At 67.7% G+C, this 17,707-nt stretch carries 21 protein-coding genes; 12 read left to right on the top strand and 9 right to left on the bottom strand.

The annotated features are described in order from the left end of the window. The first annotated feature begins 17 nt into the window (after nt 1–17). Nucleotides 18–548 (top strand): SigE family RNA polymerase sigma factor, encoded by a 531-nt coding sequence (locus tag ACFYRU_RS30750; protein ID WP_387664873.1) that lies wholly within the window; start codon nt 18–20, stop codon nt 546–548. After that, nucleotides 545–1,330 carry a hypothetical protein gene (locus ACFYRU_RS30745; RefSeq protein ID WP_387664871.1) on the top strand — a complete coding sequence of 262 codons (786 nt, stop codon included), beginning with the start codon at nt 545–547 and terminating at the stop codon, nt 1,328–1,330. The genes ACFYRU_RS30750 and ACFYRU_RS30745 overlap by 4 nt, the downstream gene beginning before the upstream one ends. A 36-nt stretch (nt 1,331–1,366) precedes the next feature. Here ACFYRU_RS30745 and ACFYRU_RS30740 read toward each other — a convergent pair whose 3' ends face one another. Beyond that, a complete protein-coding gene (locus ACFYRU_RS30740) occupies nt 1,367–1,951 on the bottom strand; it encodes a TetR/AcrR family transcriptional regulator (protein WP_387664868.1) in 585 nt (194 codons plus the stop codon). Between the two features lie 101 nt (nt 1,952–2,052). Between ACFYRU_RS30740 and ACFYRU_RS30735 the strand changes: the two genes are divergently transcribed. Continuing rightward, a complete protein-coding gene (locus ACFYRU_RS30735) occupies nt 2,053–3,102 on the top strand; it encodes an aldo/keto reductase (protein ID WP_387664865.1) in 1,050 nt (349 codons plus the stop codon). Between the two features lie 238 nt (nt 3,103–3,340). After that, complete coding sequence (locus ACFYRU_RS30730) at nt 3,341–3,982, top strand: nitroreductase family protein (RefSeq protein WP_387664863.1); 642 nt, start codon at nt 3,341–3,343, stop codon at nt 3,980–3,982. Between the two features lie 90 nt (nt 3,983–4,072). Here the strand turns inward: ACFYRU_RS30730 and ACFYRU_RS30725 are convergent, their stop codons facing one another. After that, nucleotides 4,073–5,377, bottom strand: coding sequence for a sensor histidine kinase (locus ACFYRU_RS30725; RefSeq protein WP_387664860.1), 1,305 nt, complete (start codon nt 5,375–5,377; stop codon nt 4,073–4,075). Between the two features lie 9 nt (nt 5,378–5,386). Next, nucleotides 5,387–6,040, bottom strand: a complete 654-nt coding sequence (locus ACFYRU_RS30720; RefSeq protein WP_387664858.1) for a response regulator transcription factor — start codon at nt 6,038–6,040, stop codon at nt 5,387–5,389. 196 nt (nt 6,041–6,236) lie between these two features. On the opposite strand from ACFYRU_RS30720, the gene ACFYRU_RS30715 reads away from it, so the two are divergent. The 5 genes from ACFYRU_RS30715 to merB all read left to right on the top strand — a co-directional run bounded on the left by ACFYRU_RS30715 (nt 6,237) and on the right by merB (nt 10,656). Further along, entirely contained in the window at nt 6,237–6,809 is a 573-nt protein-coding gene (locus ACFYRU_RS30715) for a hypothetical protein (protein ID WP_387664856.1), read from the top strand. After that, nucleotides 6,806–7,924, top strand: a complete 1,119-nt coding sequence (locus ACFYRU_RS30710; RefSeq protein WP_387664854.1) for an efflux RND transporter periplasmic adaptor subunit — start codon at nt 6,806–6,808, stop codon at nt 7,922–7,924. Before ACFYRU_RS30715 ends, ACFYRU_RS30710 begins: the two co-directional genes overlap by 4 nt. Beyond that, entirely contained in the window at nt 7,921–8,619 is a 699-nt protein-coding gene (locus ACFYRU_RS30705) for an ABC transporter ATP-binding protein (RefSeq protein ID WP_387664851.1), read from the top strand. Before ACFYRU_RS30710 ends, ACFYRU_RS30705 begins: the two co-directional genes overlap by 4 nt. Beyond that, complete coding sequence (locus ACFYRU_RS30700; RefSeq protein WP_387664850.1) at nt 8,616–9,818, top strand: ABC transporter permease; 1,203 nt, start codon at nt 8,616–8,618, stop codon at nt 9,816–9,818. Before ACFYRU_RS30705 ends, ACFYRU_RS30700 begins: the two co-directional genes overlap by 4 nt. Before the next feature lie 136 nt (nt 9,819–9,954). Continuing rightward, entirely contained in the window at nt 9,955–10,656 is a 702-nt protein-coding gene (gene merB / locus ACFYRU_RS30695; RefSeq protein ID WP_387664847.1) for an organomercurial lyase, read from the top strand. A gap of 30 nt (nt 10,657–10,686) precedes the next feature. Here merB and ACFYRU_RS30690 read toward each other — a convergent pair whose 3' ends face one another. From ACFYRU_RS30690 to ACFYRU_RS30670, 5 genes are read right to left on the bottom strand one after another with little or no spacing between them, the layout of a single operon-like run. Next, nucleotides 10,687–11,010 carry a hypothetical protein gene (locus ACFYRU_RS30690; RefSeq protein ID WP_387664845.1) on the bottom strand — a complete coding sequence of 108 codons (324 nt, stop codon included), beginning with the start codon at nt 11,008–11,010 and terminating at the stop codon, nt 10,687–10,689. A gap of 13 nt (nt 11,011–11,023) precedes the next feature. Next, nucleotides 11,024–11,818: an alpha/beta fold hydrolase gene (locus ACFYRU_RS30685; protein WP_387664843.1), complete on the bottom strand. Its 795-nt coding sequence runs from the start codon at nt 11,816–11,818 to the stop codon at nt 11,024–11,026. Between the two features lie 18 nt (nt 11,819–11,836). Further along, complete coding sequence (locus ACFYRU_RS30680) at nt 11,837–12,415, bottom strand: RBBP9/YdeN family alpha/beta hydrolase (protein WP_387664841.1); 579 nt, start codon at nt 12,413–12,415, stop codon at nt 11,837–11,839. Further along, complete coding sequence (locus ACFYRU_RS30675; RefSeq protein WP_387664838.1) at nt 12,412–13,338, bottom strand: MFS transporter; 927 nt, start codon at nt 13,336–13,338, stop codon at nt 12,412–12,414. Before ACFYRU_RS30675 ends, ACFYRU_RS30680 begins: the two co-directional genes overlap by 4 nt. After that, nucleotides 13,326–13,961, bottom strand: coding sequence for an MFS transporter (locus tag ACFYRU_RS30670; protein ID WP_387664835.1), 636 nt, complete (start codon nt 13,959–13,961; stop codon nt 13,326–13,328). The genes ACFYRU_RS30675 and ACFYRU_RS30670 overlap by 13 nt, the downstream gene beginning before the upstream one ends. 84 nt (nt 13,962–14,045) lie before the next feature. On the opposite strand from ACFYRU_RS30670, the gene ACFYRU_RS30665 reads away from it, so the two are divergent. Together ACFYRU_RS30665 and ACFYRU_RS30660 are read left to right on the top strand one after the other, a co-directional pair. Beyond that, nucleotides 14,046–14,567 (top strand): winged helix-turn-helix transcriptional regulator, encoded by a 522-nt coding sequence (locus ACFYRU_RS30665; RefSeq protein WP_387664832.1) that lies wholly within the window; start codon nt 14,046–14,048, stop codon nt 14,565–14,567. Nucleotides 14,568–14,631: 64 nt separating this feature from the next. Further along, nucleotides 14,632–15,552: an alpha/beta fold hydrolase gene (locus ACFYRU_RS30660; RefSeq protein WP_387664830.1), complete on the top strand. Its 921-nt coding sequence runs from the start codon at nt 14,632–14,634 to the stop codon at nt 15,550–15,552. Between the two features lie 19 nt (nt 15,553–15,571). On the opposite strand, the gene ACFYRU_RS30655 is transcribed toward ACFYRU_RS30660, so the two are convergent. Beyond that, nucleotides 15,572–16,222, bottom strand: a complete 651-nt coding sequence (locus tag ACFYRU_RS30655; RefSeq protein WP_387664828.1) for a winged helix-turn-helix transcriptional regulator — start codon at nt 16,220–16,222, stop codon at nt 15,572–15,574. A 112-nt stretch (nt 16,223–16,334) separates the two neighbouring features. Between ACFYRU_RS30655 and ACFYRU_RS30650 the strand changes: the two genes are divergently transcribed. Further along, the gene (locus ACFYRU_RS30650; RefSeq protein WP_387664826.1) at nt 16,335–17,612 is read left to right on the top strand and encodes a helix-turn-helix domain-containing protein; all 1,278 of its coding nucleotides are present in this window, start codon (nt 16,335–16,337) and stop codon (nt 17,610–17,612) included. The last annotated feature ends 95 nt before the right edge of the window (nt 17,613–17,707 follow it).

Genomic DNA, 17,707 nt, shown 5'->3' with positions numbered 1-17,707 from the left:
GAGGGCAACCGCGGGACATGCTGGCCGACGACGCGTCCGCGGAGTTCGAGGACTTCTTCGAACGCCACTACGCCGAACTGGCGCGTCTTGCCCACCTCCTGACCGGCGAGAAGGACGCAGCTGACGACCTCGCCGCCGACGCGCTGGTCGCCCTGTGGCAGCGCTGGGACCGGCTGCGGGCCGCGCAACACCCGGTCGCTTACGCCCGCGGCGTGGTGGCCAATCTGGCCCGGGAGCGGATCCGGAGCAGCGTCCGCGAGCGACGGCGGGTAGCGCTGTTCTGGTCCCGCGGTACGGAGCCGGTGGACGGGCCGAACGTTGCGGTCGTGATGGACGTGCGTACCGCGCTCGCCCGGCTGCCGTTCCGCAAGCGGGCGTGCGTGGTCCTGCGCCACGCGTTCGACCTGTCGGAGAAGGACACCGCCGCCGCGCTGGGCATCTCGGTCGGTACGGTGAAAAGTCAGACCTCGAAGGGGATGGCCGAGCTCGAATCGTTACTCGGCGCGGAAGCGGCCGGCGAACTGGCGGCAGGAAGGAGGAATCGGTGAACGACGAGATCAGGCGACAGTTGCGCGCGGCCGCCGAGGCTCACGAGCCCAACCGCGCAAGGATCCTGGCGCGCGTGGAGCGCGGCGCGGCCGGCCCCAACCTCCGGCACCGTACGCCTTCGATCACGAGGTCGTGGCCCCGGGCGGCGATCGTCGGTGTGATCACCGCCGCCACCCTGGCGACCGGTGGTCTGGCCGTCGCCGTCGCCGCCATGGGCGGAGCTCCGACGCCGCCCGCCACCGCACCCACTCACACGGTCCCGTCGCGGACAGTCCCTCCCCCGACCGTCACGTCCACTCCGACGCCGTCAACCCACACCACCACTACCGGTCCGGCTCCCTCCACCTCGGGCAGCGCGCGCCCAACTCCGCCAGCCGGCAGCCGGGTCGAGGACGGACCGTTGTGGTCCGAAGGCTCGCTGGACGAGCACAGCACCGTCTACTGGGCCCAGAACAACCTGACCCTCAAGACCATCGACCCGCTCACCTCACTCACTGTGGAACTGCGCATCGCCCGGACCGGCGACGTACGGAGCACCGGCAACTGGCAGACCCTGCCGGGCGACGACTTCACCGTCACCGTTCAGGAGTCCGGCGATGCGCTGCTCTACCGCTGGGCCCTCAAGCCGGGCCGTACGGTGCCCGCCGGACAGCACGTGTTCGCCGCCCAGTACAACCACGCCGCCGGCCTCCGCAAGGTCGAGCGCGACAGCTACCACGTCCACGCACATAGCTCAGTCCGTTCCGTCGCTGTCTGGGGAGGGTTCGGCCCGCCCCGGTAAAACCTCCTGGCAACCTCATCTGCCGTAAGGGTGCGGTCAGATCGGCTGGGGTGCGTTCTTCAGACCCGCGAACACGGCGGCGATCAGGCGTCGTCCCTGCGCGACGCCGTCGTCGTTGTTCGCGACGCGCCACAGGAAGCTCATCAGCATGATGATGTCGGCGGGGTCGTGCCCGGGGGCAATGGTGCCCTCGGCAACGCAGGCATCGACCAGCTTCGCCACCGCGGCGGTGGTCGGCACCCAGGACGCGCTGATCACCTCCTGGGTCGCGGCGCTGTGCAATGCGTCACCGAGTCCGTGCTTGATGCGGATGTAGGCCGACAAGGTCTCGAACCACTCGATGAACGCGGCCTTGGCCGATGAGTGACGTGCCAGCACCTCGTCGGCGGCGATGGTCAGACGCTCGATGTCGTGCTGGTACGCCGCCAGGATCAGGTCCTCGCGGGTGGGGAAATGCCGGTACAACGTTCCGGCGCCCACGCCCGCGTGCTTGGCGACCTCGCTCAGCGGCACGAGCGGGTTGTCCGCGAACAGCTCATGAGCGGCCTCGATGATCGCGACCCGGTTGCGCGCGGCGGCCTTGCGCTGCGTGCCGTACGTACTCGGGATCTGGTCGGTCATGCCCCGATGATGCCGCACCTTTGACTTGCGGACAATCCTCCGCTAGTTTGGCGAGTACTTGCGGAGGATGCTCCGCATGTTCATCTTCGCAGGAGAACCCCATGCGTTATGTGAAGCTCGGCAGCACCGGCCTGGACGTCTCGCCGATCGCGATCGGTGCGATGACCTACGGCGAACCCGACCGCGGCCACCCCGTCTGGTCCCTCGGCGAGGACCAGGCCCGCCCACTGATCAGGCACGCCCTCGACGTCGGCATCAACTTCTTCGACACCGCGAACATGTACTCCAACGGCTCCAGCGAGGAGATCCTCGGCCGTGCCCTGAAGGACTTCGCCGACCGCGACGACGTGGTGATCGCCACCAAGCTGCGGCACCCGATGCGCGTCGGTCCCAACGGCCGGGGCCTGTCCCGCAAGGCGATCATGACCGAGGTCGAGCACTCGCTGCGCCGGCTGGGCACCGACTACATCGACCTCTACCAGGTGCACCGCAACGACCACGCGACACCGCTGGAGGAGACGCTCGAGGCCCTCAGCGACCTGGTCAAGGCGGGCAAGGTCCGCTACCTCGGCGCGTCCTCGATGCCGGCGTGGGAGTTCGCCAAGGCCTTGCACCTGCAGAAGCAGCACGGCTGGGCCCGGTTCGTGTCCATGCAGAACCACTACAACCTCCTGCATCGCGAGGAGGAGCGCGAGATGATCCCGCTGTGTCTGGACGAGGGTGTCGGCACGATCATCTGGAGCCCGCTGGCGCGCGGCCGGCTGGCCCGCGCTTGGGACGACGCGAAGTCCACCGCACGGGCCGCGACCGACGGCGCGTACGCCGACCAGCTCTACTCGCACAGCGAGGAGGCGTCCAATCACGCGATCGTGGACGCGGTCGGGCGGGTCGCCGACGTGCACGGTGTGAGCCGGGCTCAGATCGCGCTGGCATGGCTGCGTCGCCAGCCGGTGGTCGTCGCGCCATTGGTCGGCGCAGGTTCGGTTCGGCAGATCGACGACGCCGTGGCGTCGCTGGACGTGGAACTCAGCGATGACGAGGTGCGCGAGCTGATCACCCCGTACACGCCGCGCTACGACTGGCAGGGCATCTCCGACGAGGCCGAGCTGGACGCGATCCGCGCCCGCGTACCGGGAATGGCCCTGAAGTGAACCCGATCGTCCACAACGGCGCGGACGGGAGGCCGACGGTCAGCCCGAAGACCGGAGAGATGTGCGGCGGCAGGCCGAGCTCGGTGGTCACGTGCCGCGCCCGCGCGAGGTCGGCCGGCCAGACCAGGAACAGCGGTGCCGGCGCGACGAAGTCCTGCTCGCCGGCCAGTTTCAGCAACCGAGTACGACGATCCGCATTGCGGACCGCGACCACTCTCGACTCGCAAAGGCTTTCTGCATGAACTCGAAGCTCGACCTGTCGCCCGATCAGTTGCTCACGACAACGAGGACCGTTCGCAAGCGGCTGGATCTGGAAAAACCTGTCGCCCGTGAGCTGATCCGGGAGCTGATCGACATCGCCGTACAGGCTCCGTCAGGCAGCAACGGCCAGACGTGGCACTGGCTGGTGATCACGGATCCGGACAAGCGCAAGGTCATCGGCGAGTACTACCGCCGATCGCTGCAGAAGTACTTCGACGACAGAGATGCCACCCAGGCGCCTCTCGATCCGGACCGAGCAGCGGTCCAGCAGAGGGTCCGCAGCAGTTCGGCCTACCTCGGCGAGCACATGGGCGACGTACCGGCTCTAGTGATCCCGTGTATCCAGGCCGCCGACCTGCCCGCGGGCAACCAGGCAGGATTGTGGGGATCGATCCTGCCGGCCGCCTGGAGCTACATGCTGGCGGCGCGCTCGCGTGGACTCGGTACGGCGTGGACAACGCTGCACCTCAAGTACGAGCGTGAGATCAGCGAGCTGCTCGGCCTGCCCGGCGATCTACGGCAGGCCGTCCTGATCCCGACCGCGTACTCGATCGGCACCGACTTCAAACCCGCCGGCCGGAAGCCGCTCGACGAAATCCTGCACTTCGACGCGTGGTGAGACCTCAGCCCCGGGCCCGCAGCTGTCGCGAGCCTGCACCGCCCGGCGCCGCGTTGCGGGAGTTGGAGTGGTCCAGAGGATGGTTGCTGGTCAGCGTAGGGCGAGCCTCGTGCGCCGTGCACCGGCGGGCGGGCTGTCTGGTGGCGCGGCGTCCCCGGCGGGGAAGCTCACCTCGATTTCCAGGCCGCCGTCAGGGGGTGTCTTGGTGGTGATGGTGGCGTTGTGGGTGTCGGCGATGGCTTGGACGATCGAGAGGCCGAGGCCGTGGCCTTCGGTGTGATGGGTGCGGTCGGTGCCTAGGCGCTGGAACGGTTCGAAGAGCCGGTCGATCTCCTCGGGTGGGATGACCGGTCCGCTGTTCGTGACGGACAGGACTGCGGCTCCCGCCCGGGTGTCAGTGGTCACCACTATCGAGCCTGCCGGCGTGTTGTGACGGATGGCGTTGTCGATGAGGTTGGTGATCAGCCGCTCGACCAGTTGCCGGTCGCCGCTGGCGGTGGCCGGGCGGAGCCGGGTGTCGAGCGAGAGCTGGCGGGCCTCGGCGGCGGGGCGGCGTACGGACAAGGCGTCGTACGTGAGGTCCGCGAGGTCGAAGGGCTGGTAGTCGCCGGGGCCGACCTGCCCGCGGGCCAGGGTGAGCAGTGAGTCGATGAGTCGTTCCTGCTGCGCTCCGGAGGTCAGGATCCGTTCGTGTGCGGTACGCAGCGAGGTGACGGTCGGGTCGGGGTCGGCCAGTGCGACCTGGGCGAGGGCACGTTGCCGGGTCAGCGGGGTACGTAGTTCGTGGGAGGCGTTGGCGACGAACCGCCGCTGGGCCTGGAAGGAGGCCTCGAGGCGGGCCAGCAGCCCGTCGAACGTGTCGCCGAGTTCCTTGATCTCGTCGTTGGGACCGCTCAGAACGAGCCGGTCGTGCAGGTTGGTCGCGGAGATCTCCCGTACGGCTGTAGTGATGGTACGCAGCTTCCGGAGCATGCGGCCGGCGATGATCCAGCCGAGCGCGATCGACACGACCGCCATGATCGCGAGGGCGATACCGGACTGGGTGACCAGCTGGTGCAGCTGCGCCTCCCGTTGCTGGGCGGCCTGAGCCTGCAGTTGCTCGACACTGGCCCGGGCTTGCTCCGGCGTGAGACCTGGCAAGGTTCCGTTCTGGGTCAGGTTGGTGGGCTCCTGGGCTCGTGGCGCAGCAGATTTGCCCGGCGAACTCACACTGGCGACGGAGCCGTTCTGGCCCGTGAAGGTGAACCCGCTGGTGGCGTGGACGACCAGCACATAGGTGATCGCCAGCAGCGCGGCGCCGGAGGCGAGAAAGAGCCCGCCGTACGTCAGCGTGAGACGCAACCGCACCGTGCGGCGTGGCAGTCGGGCGACGAAGGCTGCGAGCTTCAGGCGCATGGTTCGTCCCTAGATCCGGTAGCCGGACTTGGCCACGGTCTGGATGATCGGGGGTGCGCCGAGCTTGGCGCGGAGCCGGCTGACGGTGATCTTGACCGCCTTGGTGAACGGGTCGGTAGCCTCGTCCCAGACCCGCTCCAGGAGTTCCTCGGCGGAGACGGCTCGGCCCTGGGCAGCCAGCAGGAGCTCGAGTACGCCGAACTCCTTGGGGGTGAGGTCGAGCCGCTGGCCGGATCGCCAGGCACGACGTTGCGCGGTGTCCACGGTTACGTCGTGACGGCGCAGTACCGGCGGAATGGCGGGCTGGGCCCGCCGGAACAAGGCGCCGATCCGGGCGATGAGTACGGGGAAGTCGAACGGCTTGGGCAGGTAGTCGTCCGCGCCGAGGCCGAGCCCGTCCACCAGCTCGTCCATGGACGCCGCGGCGGTGAGCATCAGAATCCTGCTCCGGCAACCGGCGGCGATCAGCTTGGCGCAGATCTCGTCGCCGTGCAGGCCGGGGAGGTCCCGGTCGAGCACGATCACGTCGTAGTCGTTGAGCAGGGCCCGGTCGAGCCCGGTCGGGCCGTCGAGGGCGATGTCAACGGCCATCTGCGCCTGGCGCAGTCCGACGGCGATGGTGTCGGCCAGTACGTCGTCGTCCTCGATCACCAGTATCCGCACCGTTTCCGCCCTTCCTGACCGACCAGGTAGCAGGTCAGTTCCAGTATCCACGGCAGGGGTTTCGGCATGGTTTCGCTCGGCAGGCGGTCGGATCGCGCCGATCTCGCCGATCTCACCGATACCGTCCCGAAACCGCCGGATCCCTAGAACTGGACGCAGACAGGTTTCATCCACTGGCTGCGAAAGGACATTCATCATGAACGACACCACTCGGCGGGCAGGTCTCCTGGCCGCCATGATGCTGGCGGCCGGTCTGCTGGCGACAGGCTGCGGCAGCGACGGATCGGCGTCCCCCGGGGTGGCAGACATCACGCCGTCGGCCGGTTCGTCGCCGACGGCGAGCGCGAGCTCGACGCCCGATGCGTTGGGCTACTCGGCGTGTATGCGCTCGCACGGTGTGAAGAACTTCCCGGATCCCAACGCCAACGGCGAGATCGTGATGAACGCCGAACCCGGGAACGGGCTGGACATGAACGATCCGACGTTCAAGGCCGCCGAGGAGGCCTGCAAGGCGCTACGGCCGGGCCTCGGGACGGAGGAGAAGAAGAAGGTCCGGGCGGAGGGTCTGCAGTACGCCAAGTGCATCCGCGCCCATGGAGTGAAGTCCTTCCCCGACCCGCCCGCCGGCGACGGCCCCCAGGTCCAGAGCTCTCAGAACCCTGAGCTCAACCCCGACAACCCGAAGTTCAAGGCCGCGCAGGAAGCCTGCAAGGCGCTGCTCCCGTCGGGTGGGGACGGGCCGAGCATGTCTGAAGGGGACGGGAAGTGAGACGGCGGCTGGTGGCCGGGGTCGGGGTGATCGTGCTGGCCGGTGCCGTGTTCGCGGTGGATCGTACGCAGCCGTTCGGCTTCGACCTGGCTCATCCGTTCGGTACCCCGACCCCGGTCAGCAGCACGGACGGCATCAGCTCCGGTACGGCGCTGGCGAAGGTGACTCGTAGATCGCTGTCGGCGCAGACCACCATGGACGGCACGTTGGGATATGCCGGCAGCTACAACGTGGTGAATCAGGCCAGGGGCGTGGTGACTTCGCTGCCGACGGTGGGCCAGCTGGTTCGGCGTGGCGAGATCCTGTACCGCGTCGACGGGGCGCCTGTGGTGTTGCTGTACGGATCGTCGCCGGTCTATCGGGCCCTGGCCGCAGGCGCCGATGCCTCCGACGTGAGCGGCCAGGACGTACGGCAACTCAACGCCAACTTGGTTGCCCTCGGCTACGCGACCGCCGCCCAACTCGACCCGGACTCGGACGAGTTCGGCTGGCGCACGACGCGAGCTGTCAAGAAGCTCCAGGCCGACCTGGGGGTGGAGGAGACCGGCAAGCTCGAACTGGGTCAGGTGATCTTCGTACCGGGCGCTCTGCGGGTCACCGCCACCTCCGCCATGCAAGGCGCACCGATCGGACCGGGCGGCCCGGTGCTGCAGGCCAGCTCCACCGCCCGGGTGGTCACGGTCAAGCTCGCCACCACCCAACGCTCACAGCTGAAAGTAGGTGACAGCGTGACCATCACGCTGCCGGACGGCAAGACCACACCCGGCCGGGTGACCTCGGTGGGCAAGGTCGCGACTGCCCCGGCCTCAGGGTCGGGCTCGCCGACCGTCGATGTCAGCATCACCCCGACCAACCAGGCAGCTACCGGCAGCTTGGACAAGGCGCCGGTCAAGATCGGAATCACCACAGCCAAGATCAAGGACGCCCTGGTCGTACCCGTGGAGGCCCTGCTGGCCCTGGCCGGTGGCGGCTACGCCCTCGAACTCGTCTCGGCAGAAGGAACGCATCGGCTGCTGCCTGTGAAGATGGGGTTGTTCGATGACGACGCAGGCGTGGTCCAGGTCATCGGAGCCGGCCTGGCCGCCGGTCAGCAAGTGGTGGTGCCGTCCTCATGACTGTCCTCGAACTAGCGGCAGTGACGAAGGTGTATCCGAGCCAACCACCGGTCACGGCCCTGCGTAACGTGAACCTCACAATCGAGTCGGGCGAACTCGTGGCGATCGTCGGGCCGTCCGGATCCGGCAAAACGACCCTGCTGCACCTGATGGGGACGTTGGATCGGCCAACGACCGGCACTGTCCGGGTCACCGGGCTGGACGCCTCGGCAATGACGGATCGAGACGTTGCCCGGCTGCGCGCCACCCGGATCGGTTTCGTGTTCCAGCAGTTCTTCCTCGCCGAACACGCCACCGTCCTCGACAACGTCGCCGACGGACTCCTGTACGCCGGAACCCCGCACCGCGAGCGCCGCGAACTGGCTGCCGAGGCACTCGCAGCGGTCGACCTCCCTGATCGGATGGACGCCCGCCCGACGCAACTGTCGGGCGGCCAGCGGCAACGGGTCGCCATCGCCCGGGCCTTGATCGGCAGACCCGCGATCGTGCTGGCCGACGAACCCACCGGCAATCTCGACCGTGCCACCGGCCAGTCGATCCTCGCTCTCCTGGACGCCCTGCACCGGGGCGGAACGACCATCTTGGTGATCACCCACGACCGGGACGTCGCCGCCCGGATGAACCGCCAGGTCGAGATGCTCGACGGCGTCATCGTCGCCGACACCGCCGATCAGAAAGGTAGGGCGCAGTCATGACCAGCACCCACACCGCGGCCCGGCGGCTCCGGTTGTCCGATCTGGCCCGGGTCGCCAGTGTCGGCTTGCGAACCAGGAAGGTACGCGCCGCGCTCTCCGCCCTGGGCATCGCCATCGGGGTGGCCGCCATCGTCGCCGTGCTCGGCCTGTCAGCCTCTTCCCAGGCTGGCCTGCTCGCCGAGATCGACCGGCTCGGTACGAACCTGCTGACCGTCACCAACGGCCAGACGATGTTCGGCAAGACCGCCAAACTCCCCGAACAGGCACCCGGAATGATCGCCAGGATCGGCCCGGTGACCGAGGTCGAGGCCATCGGCAGTACCGCTGCCAAGGCCTATCGCAGCAAGCTCATTCCCGCTGTCAACACGAACGGGTTGTCTGTTCAGGCCGCGAGCCTCGACCTGCCGCGCACCGTCGGCACCACCGTGGCCCAGGGCCGGTACCTCAACGCCGGCACCGCCCGCGAACCAGTTGCGGTACTCGGTACCGACGCAGCCAAGCGCCTCGGAATCACCCGGATCCACCCGGGCCAGCGGATCTGGGTCGGCGGCCAATGGTTCTACCTCGCCGGCATCCTGAACCCCGCAGTACTGACGCCTGAGATCGACACAGCCGTTCTGGTCGGGTTCCCGGCGGCGCAGAAGTACCTCGGGTTCGACGGCCACCCCACCACCATCTACCTGCGCGCCGACACCAGCCAAGTCGACGCCGTGCACTCCGTACTGGCCGCGACCGCCAACCCCCAAGCTCCCAACGAGGTCAACGTCAGCCAGCCTTCCGACGCCCTGGTTGCGCGAGCCGCGGCTCAGTCCGCCTTCAACTCGCTCTTCCTCGGTCTGGGGGCCGTGGCGCTGCTGGTCGGTGCGGTCGGCGTAGCCAACACGATGGTCATCTCGGTCCTCGAACGCCGGCCCGAGATCGGACTCCGCCGAGCCCTCGGCGCCACCAAAGGACACATCCGCACCCAGTTCCTCGCCGAGGCCATCCTGCTGTCCGTTCTCGGCGGCGTCATCGGGGTCGCGCTCGGCATCACCGCAACCACCGTCTACGCGATCAGCAAGAACTGGACCATCGTCGTGCCCACCATCGCCTGGACCGGCGGCCTCGCCGCCACCATCCTGATCGGCGCGATCGCCGGACTACTCCCCGCACTGCGCGCCGCCCGCATGTCCCCCACCCAAGCGCTGTGGACCCTCTAGCACCGCGTGCGCGGTCCGCGCCAGACCGGTGCAATGGGCCTCCACCGCCGCACGGTCGGTGGAACCCAGGAATCTTTCGGCTCGATGAGGCGCACACTGAAAGCCAGCGCCTCAACCAGCGAAGGAAAACACGGGAATGACCGAGAGCGTCGCAGACATACCGACGAGCCTTGACGGGACGGAGAGGGTTCGTCTGGCCGTCTACCAGGGATTCGCGCGCACCGGACGGGCGCCGGGCGTGCCTGAACTCGCCGCACTCACGGCATTAGCCCCTGACCAGGTACGTCAAGAACTCCGCGGCCTTCATGAACGCCGTGATCTGGTCCTGCAGGACAACGACTTGGTTGTGATGGCCCACCCGTTCGCGTCCGTGCCGCTCGGTTTCTCCGTCATGGGAGCACACACGCTGTGGTGGGGCGGCTGCGCGTGGGACTCGTTCGCCGTGCCCCACCTGCTCAAGGACGAGTCCGATGTCCTGGTTGCCACCCGCTGCCCCGCCTGCGACACCCCGCACGCCTGGGTGGTAGGACGACAGGCTCCCCCGAACGGTGACCAGGTCGCGCACTTCCTCACCCCGATGAACCGGGTTTGGGACGACGTCGTGTACGCCTGCGGCAACCAGCGCCTGTTCTGCTCCCCCGACTGCGTCGACGCCTGGCTGCAGAAAACGGGTCATGAACGTGGCTACGTCATGGATCTGCGTACGCTGTGGCGCTTGGCCGGCGACTGGTACACCGGGCGCCTGGAGCCGGGCTACACCCGCCGCGACCCCTCCTCGGCCACCGCCTACTTCGCCAAAGTCGGCCTGCACGGTTCCTTCTGGGGGCTACCCGACTGATCCTGGCGGTCAGCCCGCGTCACCCCCGACTCAAGCCGTCTCGCTGCGGGTGCCGGTCGACCAGGAGTGGTCGACCGGCATCAGTTCTATCGTCTGCGGCGGCCGCAGAAAGCCCGCGGCGAGGATTGCGGCAGTGGTCTCCTGATAGTCGTCCGAGGTGTCGAGCGCCGACACCGCCGCAGCATCAGCCCAGACCGTCACGACAGCCCGCTCTTCTTCTCCAGTGCTAGTGAAGTACACGGTCGCCAACCCCGGCTGACGCCGAAACATCGGCAGCGACCGCTCCACCACGAAACGGTCGTACTCCCCAGCGCGCTCCTCGTCGATCCGCGTACGCCATATCCGAACAATCACGACGACCCTCCCGCTAGCCCCGGCTCATCGGCACGCGTGGTTCGGGTGGCGCGTGGGTTTCGAGGAATGTGCGTAGGGCGTGGTTGAACTCGTGTTCAGCTTCCAGGTTAGGCAGATGGCCGACGTCGTCGATCACGAGCAGTGTGGGGTCCTTGAGACACGCGGCGATCTCAGCGGTCACCTGCTGGTTGGACCAAGGATCTGCCGATCCCGCGCAGACAAACGCCGGAACGTCGAGCGCAGCGAGCAGAGGCCGATAGTCCGGCCGTTCGGCTCGGCCGCGCAGTGCTGCCGCCGCGCCGGCGGGTGAGGCCGCAGCCATCATCGCGTCGATGCGGGCGCGGATGGCGGGCGTAGACCTCGGCCCGTACAGTCCGGTGTGCATGTAGTCCACCAGTACGCCCATGCCATCCCGCTCGACCGCTTCGGCCCGCTGCCGCCGGATGGACCGCTCTTGTGCCGTGACGGGTTCGGCCGTGGTGGCCACGAGGCCGATGGCCCAATAGCGCTCAGGCCGCGACACGGCCAGATCCATGGTCACCAGTCCACCCATGCTCAGTCCGACGATGGCCGCGCGCGTGATCCCGAGGTCATCCAGCAGGTGCTCGATGTCGTCGGCGTACTCGCGCATCGTCACCGAGCCAGGTACAACAGGGCTTTCGCCGAACCCTCTCAGGTCGGGAACGAGCACCCGAAAGCCGTCACGCATGGCGACCAACTGCGGTCCCCAGAGCCGGCGATCGAACGGGTGCCCGTGAATCAGGACGACGCACTCACCGCGGCCCTCATCGTCGTAGGCAAGCTGCACGCGTTTCTCCTGGCATCGTCAGGCGAGTAGGTCGGTGACGAGCCGCACGATCTCGGGGACCTCGACGTGGTCGTCCGGGGTGGCGCCGAAGTGGGCGCCGGTCGGCGTTACGACGGCGGTCGCGCCGAGTCCCTCGACGAACAGGCGGACGTGCTCGATCGGGTCAGGCTGGTTGACCGGGTCGTCCATGGCCTGGAGGACCCGAAACTGGCGGGCCGAGCGGCGGATGCGCTCCCAGTCGAAGCCACCCTCGAAGAACTCGGCGAGCTCGTCGTAGCCGACCTCGTGGGCGGAGGCCGCCACCAGCAGAACCCCCGCGAACACCCCGTGGGTGGAGGGGTCATGCTGCTCCAGGAAGCGCAGTACGTTGACAGCGCCGATGCTGTGCCCGACGAGCGCGGTGGACTCGGCGGGACCAGCGGCCAGCACCGCCTCGCCGAAGGTCCTGCGCCAAGGCTCCAGCCGCGGGGCAGCGGTGTCAGGCAGCCGAGGCACGGTGACCCGGTGCCCGGCCGCCGCCAGTTGCTCGGTCAGATACGGGAACCAGACGCTGTCCTCACTCGCGCCGTAGCCGTGCGACACCACGATTTGGCTCATGGTCGACCTTGCTGGGCTGCGGCGGGCTGCGCCGCTCTCGTGGGCTGGTCGGGGCGAGCCGGGAGGAGTACGAAGGCGGTGATTGCGCCGGCGGCGGCTACGCAGGCAGCGACCACGCATCCGCCGGCGAAGCTGTGCATGAACGCGAGGTTCGCCGCGTCGGTGAGGCCATGGGCGAGGGCGGGGTGCCCGGTGTCGGCGATGCGTTTTGCAGCGGTGGCCGCACCGGCGACCGAGCCGTTCGCAGCGCTGATAGCGGACGCCGGAAGGCTCGAGGGAAGCGTTGACGCCAACCGGTTGGTGTACAGCGATGCGGCGGCACTGCCGATCACGGCGACGCCGAGGGTGCCACCGAACAACCGTACGGCGCTGTTGACGGCCGAGCCGATGCCGGCCTTCTCCGGCGGTACCGCACCCATGACGGCTTCGGTGGCAGGCGCCTGGGTCAGTCCCATGCCCAACCCGAACAGCGCACCCTGGACGGCGATGACCCCGAACGAGGTCCCCTGGGACACCGTCGACGTCCAGAACAGAGCCGCGCAGTAACACAGCAATCCACCTGTGACGACCAGCTTGTTGCCGATCCGCACCGCCAGCCTGGTCCCGACCACGGCCGCCACGGCCACCGACCCGGCCACCGGAAGCAGCCGCACACCGGTACTCAGCGGGCCATAGCCCTTGATGAACTGCATGTACTGGGTCATCAGGAAGATGAACCCGTTCAGCACGAAGAACGCGATCGCGATCGAGCCGCTGGCCGCCGTGAAACGCAGGTCACGGAACAGCGAGACATCCACCATCGGATGAGCGGCCCGGCTCTCGACGATTACCAAAACCGCCAGTACGACAGCACCCGCGGCGAGCACGCCGATCGTCCGCGCCGAGCCCCAGCCCCAGCCGGGAGCCTGAATCAATCCCAGCACGACCAGCCCCATACCGGCGGCAGAAAGAACCAGGCCGGTCCAGTCGATCCGCGGAGTACGAGGATCGCGGAGGCCGGGACCGCCACCGCGACGACCAGCGCGACCACCACCGCCACCGGCGCCATAAACACGAAAACACTGCCCCACCAGTAGCGTTCCAGCAACCACCCACCGATGATCGGTCCAGTCGCGATCCCGACCCCGGTCGTGGCGCCCCACAGACCAATCGCCACCGCCCGCTCCCGCCGAGCGGTGAACACGTTGGTCAACAACGACAGCGTCGCGGGGAACATCATCGCCGCACCGAGCCCCATCACCGCGCGGGCCGCGATCAGCTCACCGGGCGTTCCGGCGAACGCTCCGACCAGGCTCGACGCCGCGAACACACCGAGGCCGGACAGCAGCATTCCCTTGCGGCCCAGCCGGTCCGACAGACTCCCGGAGGCCAGGACCAGCGCGGCGAAGACCAGATTGTAAGCGTCGACGACCCATTGCAGATCCGTGGTGGTCGCATTGATCCGTACGACCAGGGTCGGCAACGCAACGTTCACGATCGTGATGTCCAGGCTGATGATCAACGCCGCCAGGCACAGGCCCGCCAGCACAAGCCCTCTGCCCTTCATGAAGCCTCCTGAGTTCTTGGATTGAACTTACTGATTGAGAGGCTAAAGTAGAGAGTTGAGAAAAGCAACTACAAGGCTGGTGCCATGCGACAGACAAGCTTTGCCTCGATGCAGTGCTCGATCGCCCGCAGCCTGGAGCTGATCGGCGACTGGTGGACGCCATTGATCGTCCGCGACCTCTACTACGGCCTCAGTCGCTTCGACGACCTGGTCCAAGATCTCGGCATCTCCCGGAACCTGCTGACCGCCCGCCTCACCCACCTGGTCAAGCACGGCATCGTGAGCCGGCGCCGCTACAGCCAGCGCCCGTCCCGGCACGAGTACCTGCTGACCGAGGCCGGGCGGGACCTGATGCCCGTACTCCTGGCCCTGATGGCCTGGGGCGACCGCTGGGCCACCCCCGACGGCGGCCCTCCCGTGCTCTTCGAGCACCAGCCCTGCGGGCACCGATCCACCCCGGTCGTGAGCTGCGACACCTGCGGCGAACCGGTCCGTCCAGGCGAGTTCAACGCGTTGCCCGGCCCGGGCGCACGACCAAGCCCCGGGACCCAACTGGTCGCCGCGATGCTCTCCGCCCGCCGCACGCTGTTGAAGAAAGTACCGTGATGCTTGAATTTATAAACCACCGCTGCATAGGCTGGCCCGAAACCCTTGAGAAGAAGGTGGTCTGATGACGACACCAGCGCCCGCACAGCACCCGGTTCTACGGCAGATCGACACCCCGTACGGGCGAATCGCAGCCACGACGACCAACGGCGAGGGACCGCCCGTCGTCCTGCTCCACGGCTTCCCCGACGACCAGCGCATCTATACCCGGCTGTTGTCCGCGCTCGCTCCGCGCGCCGCGACTGCGTTCGACTTCGTGGGATACGGCCGATCCGGCAGGCCGGTAGATCAGAGTGACTCCGAGTCGGACTCCCAGGCACACCTCGGGCAGATATCCGCCGTGCTTGACGGCCTCGACGCTGAACGCGCGATCCTGGTCGGCCACGACGGGTCCGGCCCCGACGCGGTGCGCTTCGCTCTCGCTGAGCCCGATCGCGTCGAGCGGGTCGTTCTACTCAACACCACCTTCGGGCAGCGCAAATCCTTGATCATGCCCGAGATGACCCGCCTGCTCGCGCAACCGGAGCTGGCCTCGCTCGCTGACGACATGCTCGCCGACCAGCAGCAGCGGCTGTGGCTGCTGACGCGATGGGGCGTGCAGTGGGAGCTGGATTCTGATCCGGACGGGATCCGCGCAACGTCGATCGCCCCGCAGCTCTACGGCAGCAGCGAACAACCCGACGCCCTCGCAGCCATCCGCCACTGGACATCCGACTGGCTCGAATCGCTCGCAGCGCAAGAAACACTCGTCGACCAAGGCGCCCTCCGCCGGCTCGACGTCCCCGTGTCCGTGATATTCGGCGAGAACGACCGCTACCTCGGCCCCGATCTCGCCGCCGAGCTCGCCGGTCTGTTCGGGGCCGCATCGCTCGATCTGGTGCAGGATGCCGGCCACTATCCCCAGCACGACCAACCCGAACACGTGGCCGCAATCATCAACAACCAGATGTCAGCTGGCTCGCGCAGTGACGCGCGGGCGATATGACCGCCGTTGCCTCGTACCGTCAGTCAGCCTCTGGCGTGGTTGCGAGCGGGCGTAGGCGTTGGAGTAGCTGACGCTTGCCGCGGATCGTCGAGCCGAGTGCTTTGGCTGCTTTGAGGTCGGTCATTCCGATCACCAGGCCGAGTACTGCACGTGGCGGCCCGTCGATGACCAGATCCGGACGTTCGACGTCTCCGACCCAGGTGCGGACGCGGCCGGCTTCCAGTGCGATCACTGCTTTCTGTTCCCCGGCGACAAGCTGGATCGTGGCCGGCGGTCCGTCGGGGTCGGCGTCGGTGGTGAACCACGCGGGGGCGTAGGCCAACCACGAGGCTTGGAACGTGTCGTCGGCACGGTCCTCGGCCATTCGGCGCAGCCCCCACAGGCCGATCTGTTTCAGGACGGGCTCCAGATCCGCGCCGTCCTGCGTCAGCTCGTACAGCACGCTCGCTACCGGCGGCGGTGCGTCATAGCGGGTGATCAGTCCAGTCTGCTCGAGTTCCCTGAGCCGACCCGACAACATGTTGGTGGCGACGCCGGGCAGGCCGTTCTTCAGATCGGTGAAACGACACGGGCCTTGCAGGAGGAGCTCTCGCACGATCAGCAGCGTCCAGCGATCGCCGATGACATCGAGCGCCCGGGCTATCGAGCAGTACTGGTCATAACTACGCACACCAGCATGTTACAGGCTAAAGTCAAAGTGATAGTTGAGAACCTCAACCGCATATGCCTAGTCTTCCACCACGACCCAGCTCGTGGGTATGGTTTTGCGCATCGTTACGAGTGTGAGTTTCGGAGAGCTGCTGCGCGGCCATCGGCGCGCGGCGCGGTTGACGTTGGAGCAGTTGGCCGAGCTGTCGGGGGTCAGCGCCAGGGCTTTGTCGGACATGGAACGGGGCCGCAGTCGGGGCCCTCAACACCGAACCGTCACAGCTCTGGCAGATGCGCTTGCCCTCGAAGAGGAGGCTCACAAACAGTTCGTCGAACTCGCCCGCACCGGGCGGCTGCGGGACCACTGGACCCGTCCGGCCCGGTTGTGTGAGCTGCCGCGGCAGGTTGACGACTTCGTCGGCCGGGCCACAGATCTGGCCTTGATCAACGAGCTGATGTCCCCCGACCATGCGGGAGGCGCAAGTCCGGTAGGACTCATCACCGGGTCAGGGGGCATGGGGAAGACCACGCTCGCTGTCCGCGCCGCCCGGGTCCTGCGGCCGAGCTTCCCTGACGGGGTGTTCTTCATCGACCTGTTGGGCATGTCACCGCGACCTGCAACGAGCCAGGACGCTTTGTGGCGACTGCTGCGGGCGCTCGGTGTCGCGGATGAGGACATCCCCGACGATGTCGCCGGACGTTCGTCGGTCTACCGGTCCAAACTGGGAGACAAGCGCGCGCTGATCGTTCTGGACAATGCCGGGTCGGAGGAGCAGGTACGCCCGCTGCTGCCGGCGGACGGTTCCAGCCGGGTGCTGATCACCGCCCGGCGAGTGCTGGCCGGCCTCGAGGGTGTACATCGGCATACGCTCGGACGGATGTCGTTGCCGGAAGCAACCGAGCTGCTCGCGGGGATTGTGGCTGAGCGGGAAGCCTCCGGCGAGCATGCGGCGCTCGCACAGCTTGCGAACCTGTGCGAAGGCATGCCGCTGGCGCTGCGGATCATCGGGAATCGGCTGATCAGCCGGCCCAAGTGGGATCTCACCGAACTCGCGAACCGGCTGGCCGACGAGGAGCATCGCCTGGAGCAGTTCAAGGCCGGCGATCTGAAGATCGCGACCGCGTTCGCCATGTCGTACGAGCAACTCGCGGACGACGCTCGCCGGGTATTTCGGCGGCTGGCGGCGATACCGGGCGGGGACTTCGATGCCGCGCAAGCAGCGGTCGTCAGCGATATGCCACTGGAAGCTACCTGGGACGCTCTGGACGAACTCGTCGATCTCGGATTGCTGTTCGACGGCACCGACGGCCGGTACGAGTTCCATGACTTGGTCCGCCTGTTCGCCCGTACGCGGCTCGAGGAGGAGGAGTCCGCAGCCGAACGCGAGGCTTTGACGGCGAGGACAACCTGAAGCGCAGTTCTGCGTGCTGTTCTGCGTGCTGTTCTGCGTGGCAGCGGCGGTGTCCTGCCGGTTTGATGGGTCGGGCAAGAGATCCAACTGACGAG

The sequence above is a fragment of the Kribbella sp. NPDC004536 genome (genome assembly GCF_042873835.1).
In the GTDB taxonomy this organism is placed as follows: Bacteria; Actinomycetota; Actinomycetes; order Propionibacteriales; family Kribbellaceae; genus Kribbella.
Note: the sequence above shows the minus strand (reverse complement) of the source record. Positions and strands in the feature narration are given on the sequence as shown.

What these genes read in the sequence shown, in the direction of transcription:
- merB (WP_387664847.1), top strand. Translation starts at nt 9,955, where the DNA reads ATGACCGAGAGCGTCGCAGACATACCGACGAGCCTTGACGGGACGGAG.
- ACFYRU_RS30730 (WP_387664863.1), top strand. Translation starts at nt 3,341, where the DNA reads ATGAACTCGAAGCTCGACCTGTCGCCCGATCAGTTGCTCACGACAACG.
- ACFYRU_RS30665 (WP_387664832.1), top strand. Translation starts at nt 14,046, where the DNA reads ATGCGACAGACAAGCTTTGCCTCGATGCAGTGCTCGATCGCCCGCAGC.
- ACFYRU_RS30705 (WP_387664851.1), top strand. Translation starts at nt 7,921, where the DNA reads ATGACTGTCCTCGAACTAGCGGCAGTGACGAAGGTGTATCCGAGCCAA.
- ACFYRU_RS30740 (WP_387664868.1), bottom strand. Translation starts at nt 1,951, where the DNA reads ATGACCGACCAGATCCCGAGTACGTACGGCACGCAGCGCAAGGCCGCC.
- ACFYRU_RS30700 (WP_387664850.1), top strand. Translation starts at nt 8,616, where the DNA reads ATGACCAGCACCCACACCGCGGCCCGGCGGCTCCGGTTGTCCGATCTG.
- ACFYRU_RS30715 (WP_387664856.1), top strand. Translation starts at nt 6,237, where the DNA reads ATGAACGACACCACTCGGCGGGCAGGTCTCCTGGCCGCCATGATGCTG.
- ACFYRU_RS30725 (WP_387664860.1), bottom strand. Translation starts at nt 5,377, where the DNA reads ATGCGCCTGAAGCTCGCAGCCTTCGTCGCCCGACTGCCACGCCGCACG.
- ACFYRU_RS30670 (WP_387664835.1), bottom strand. Translation starts at nt 13,961, where the DNA reads ATGAAGGGCAGAGGGCTTGTGCTGGCGGGCCTGTGCCTGGCGGCGTTG.
- ACFYRU_RS30750 (WP_387664873.1), top strand. Translation starts at nt 18, where the DNA reads ATGCTGGCCGACGACGCGTCCGCGGAGTTCGAGGACTTCTTCGAACGC.
- ACFYRU_RS30735 (WP_387664865.1), top strand. Translation starts at nt 2,053, where the DNA reads ATGCGTTATGTGAAGCTCGGCAGCACCGGCCTGGACGTCTCGCCGATC.
- ACFYRU_RS30680 (WP_387664841.1), bottom strand. Translation starts at nt 12,415, where the DNA reads ATGAGCCAAATCGTGGTGTCGCACGGCTACGGCGCGAGTGAGGACAGC.
- ACFYRU_RS30660 (WP_387664830.1), top strand. Translation starts at nt 14,632, where the DNA reads ATGACGACACCAGCGCCCGCACAGCACCCGGTTCTACGGCAGATCGAC.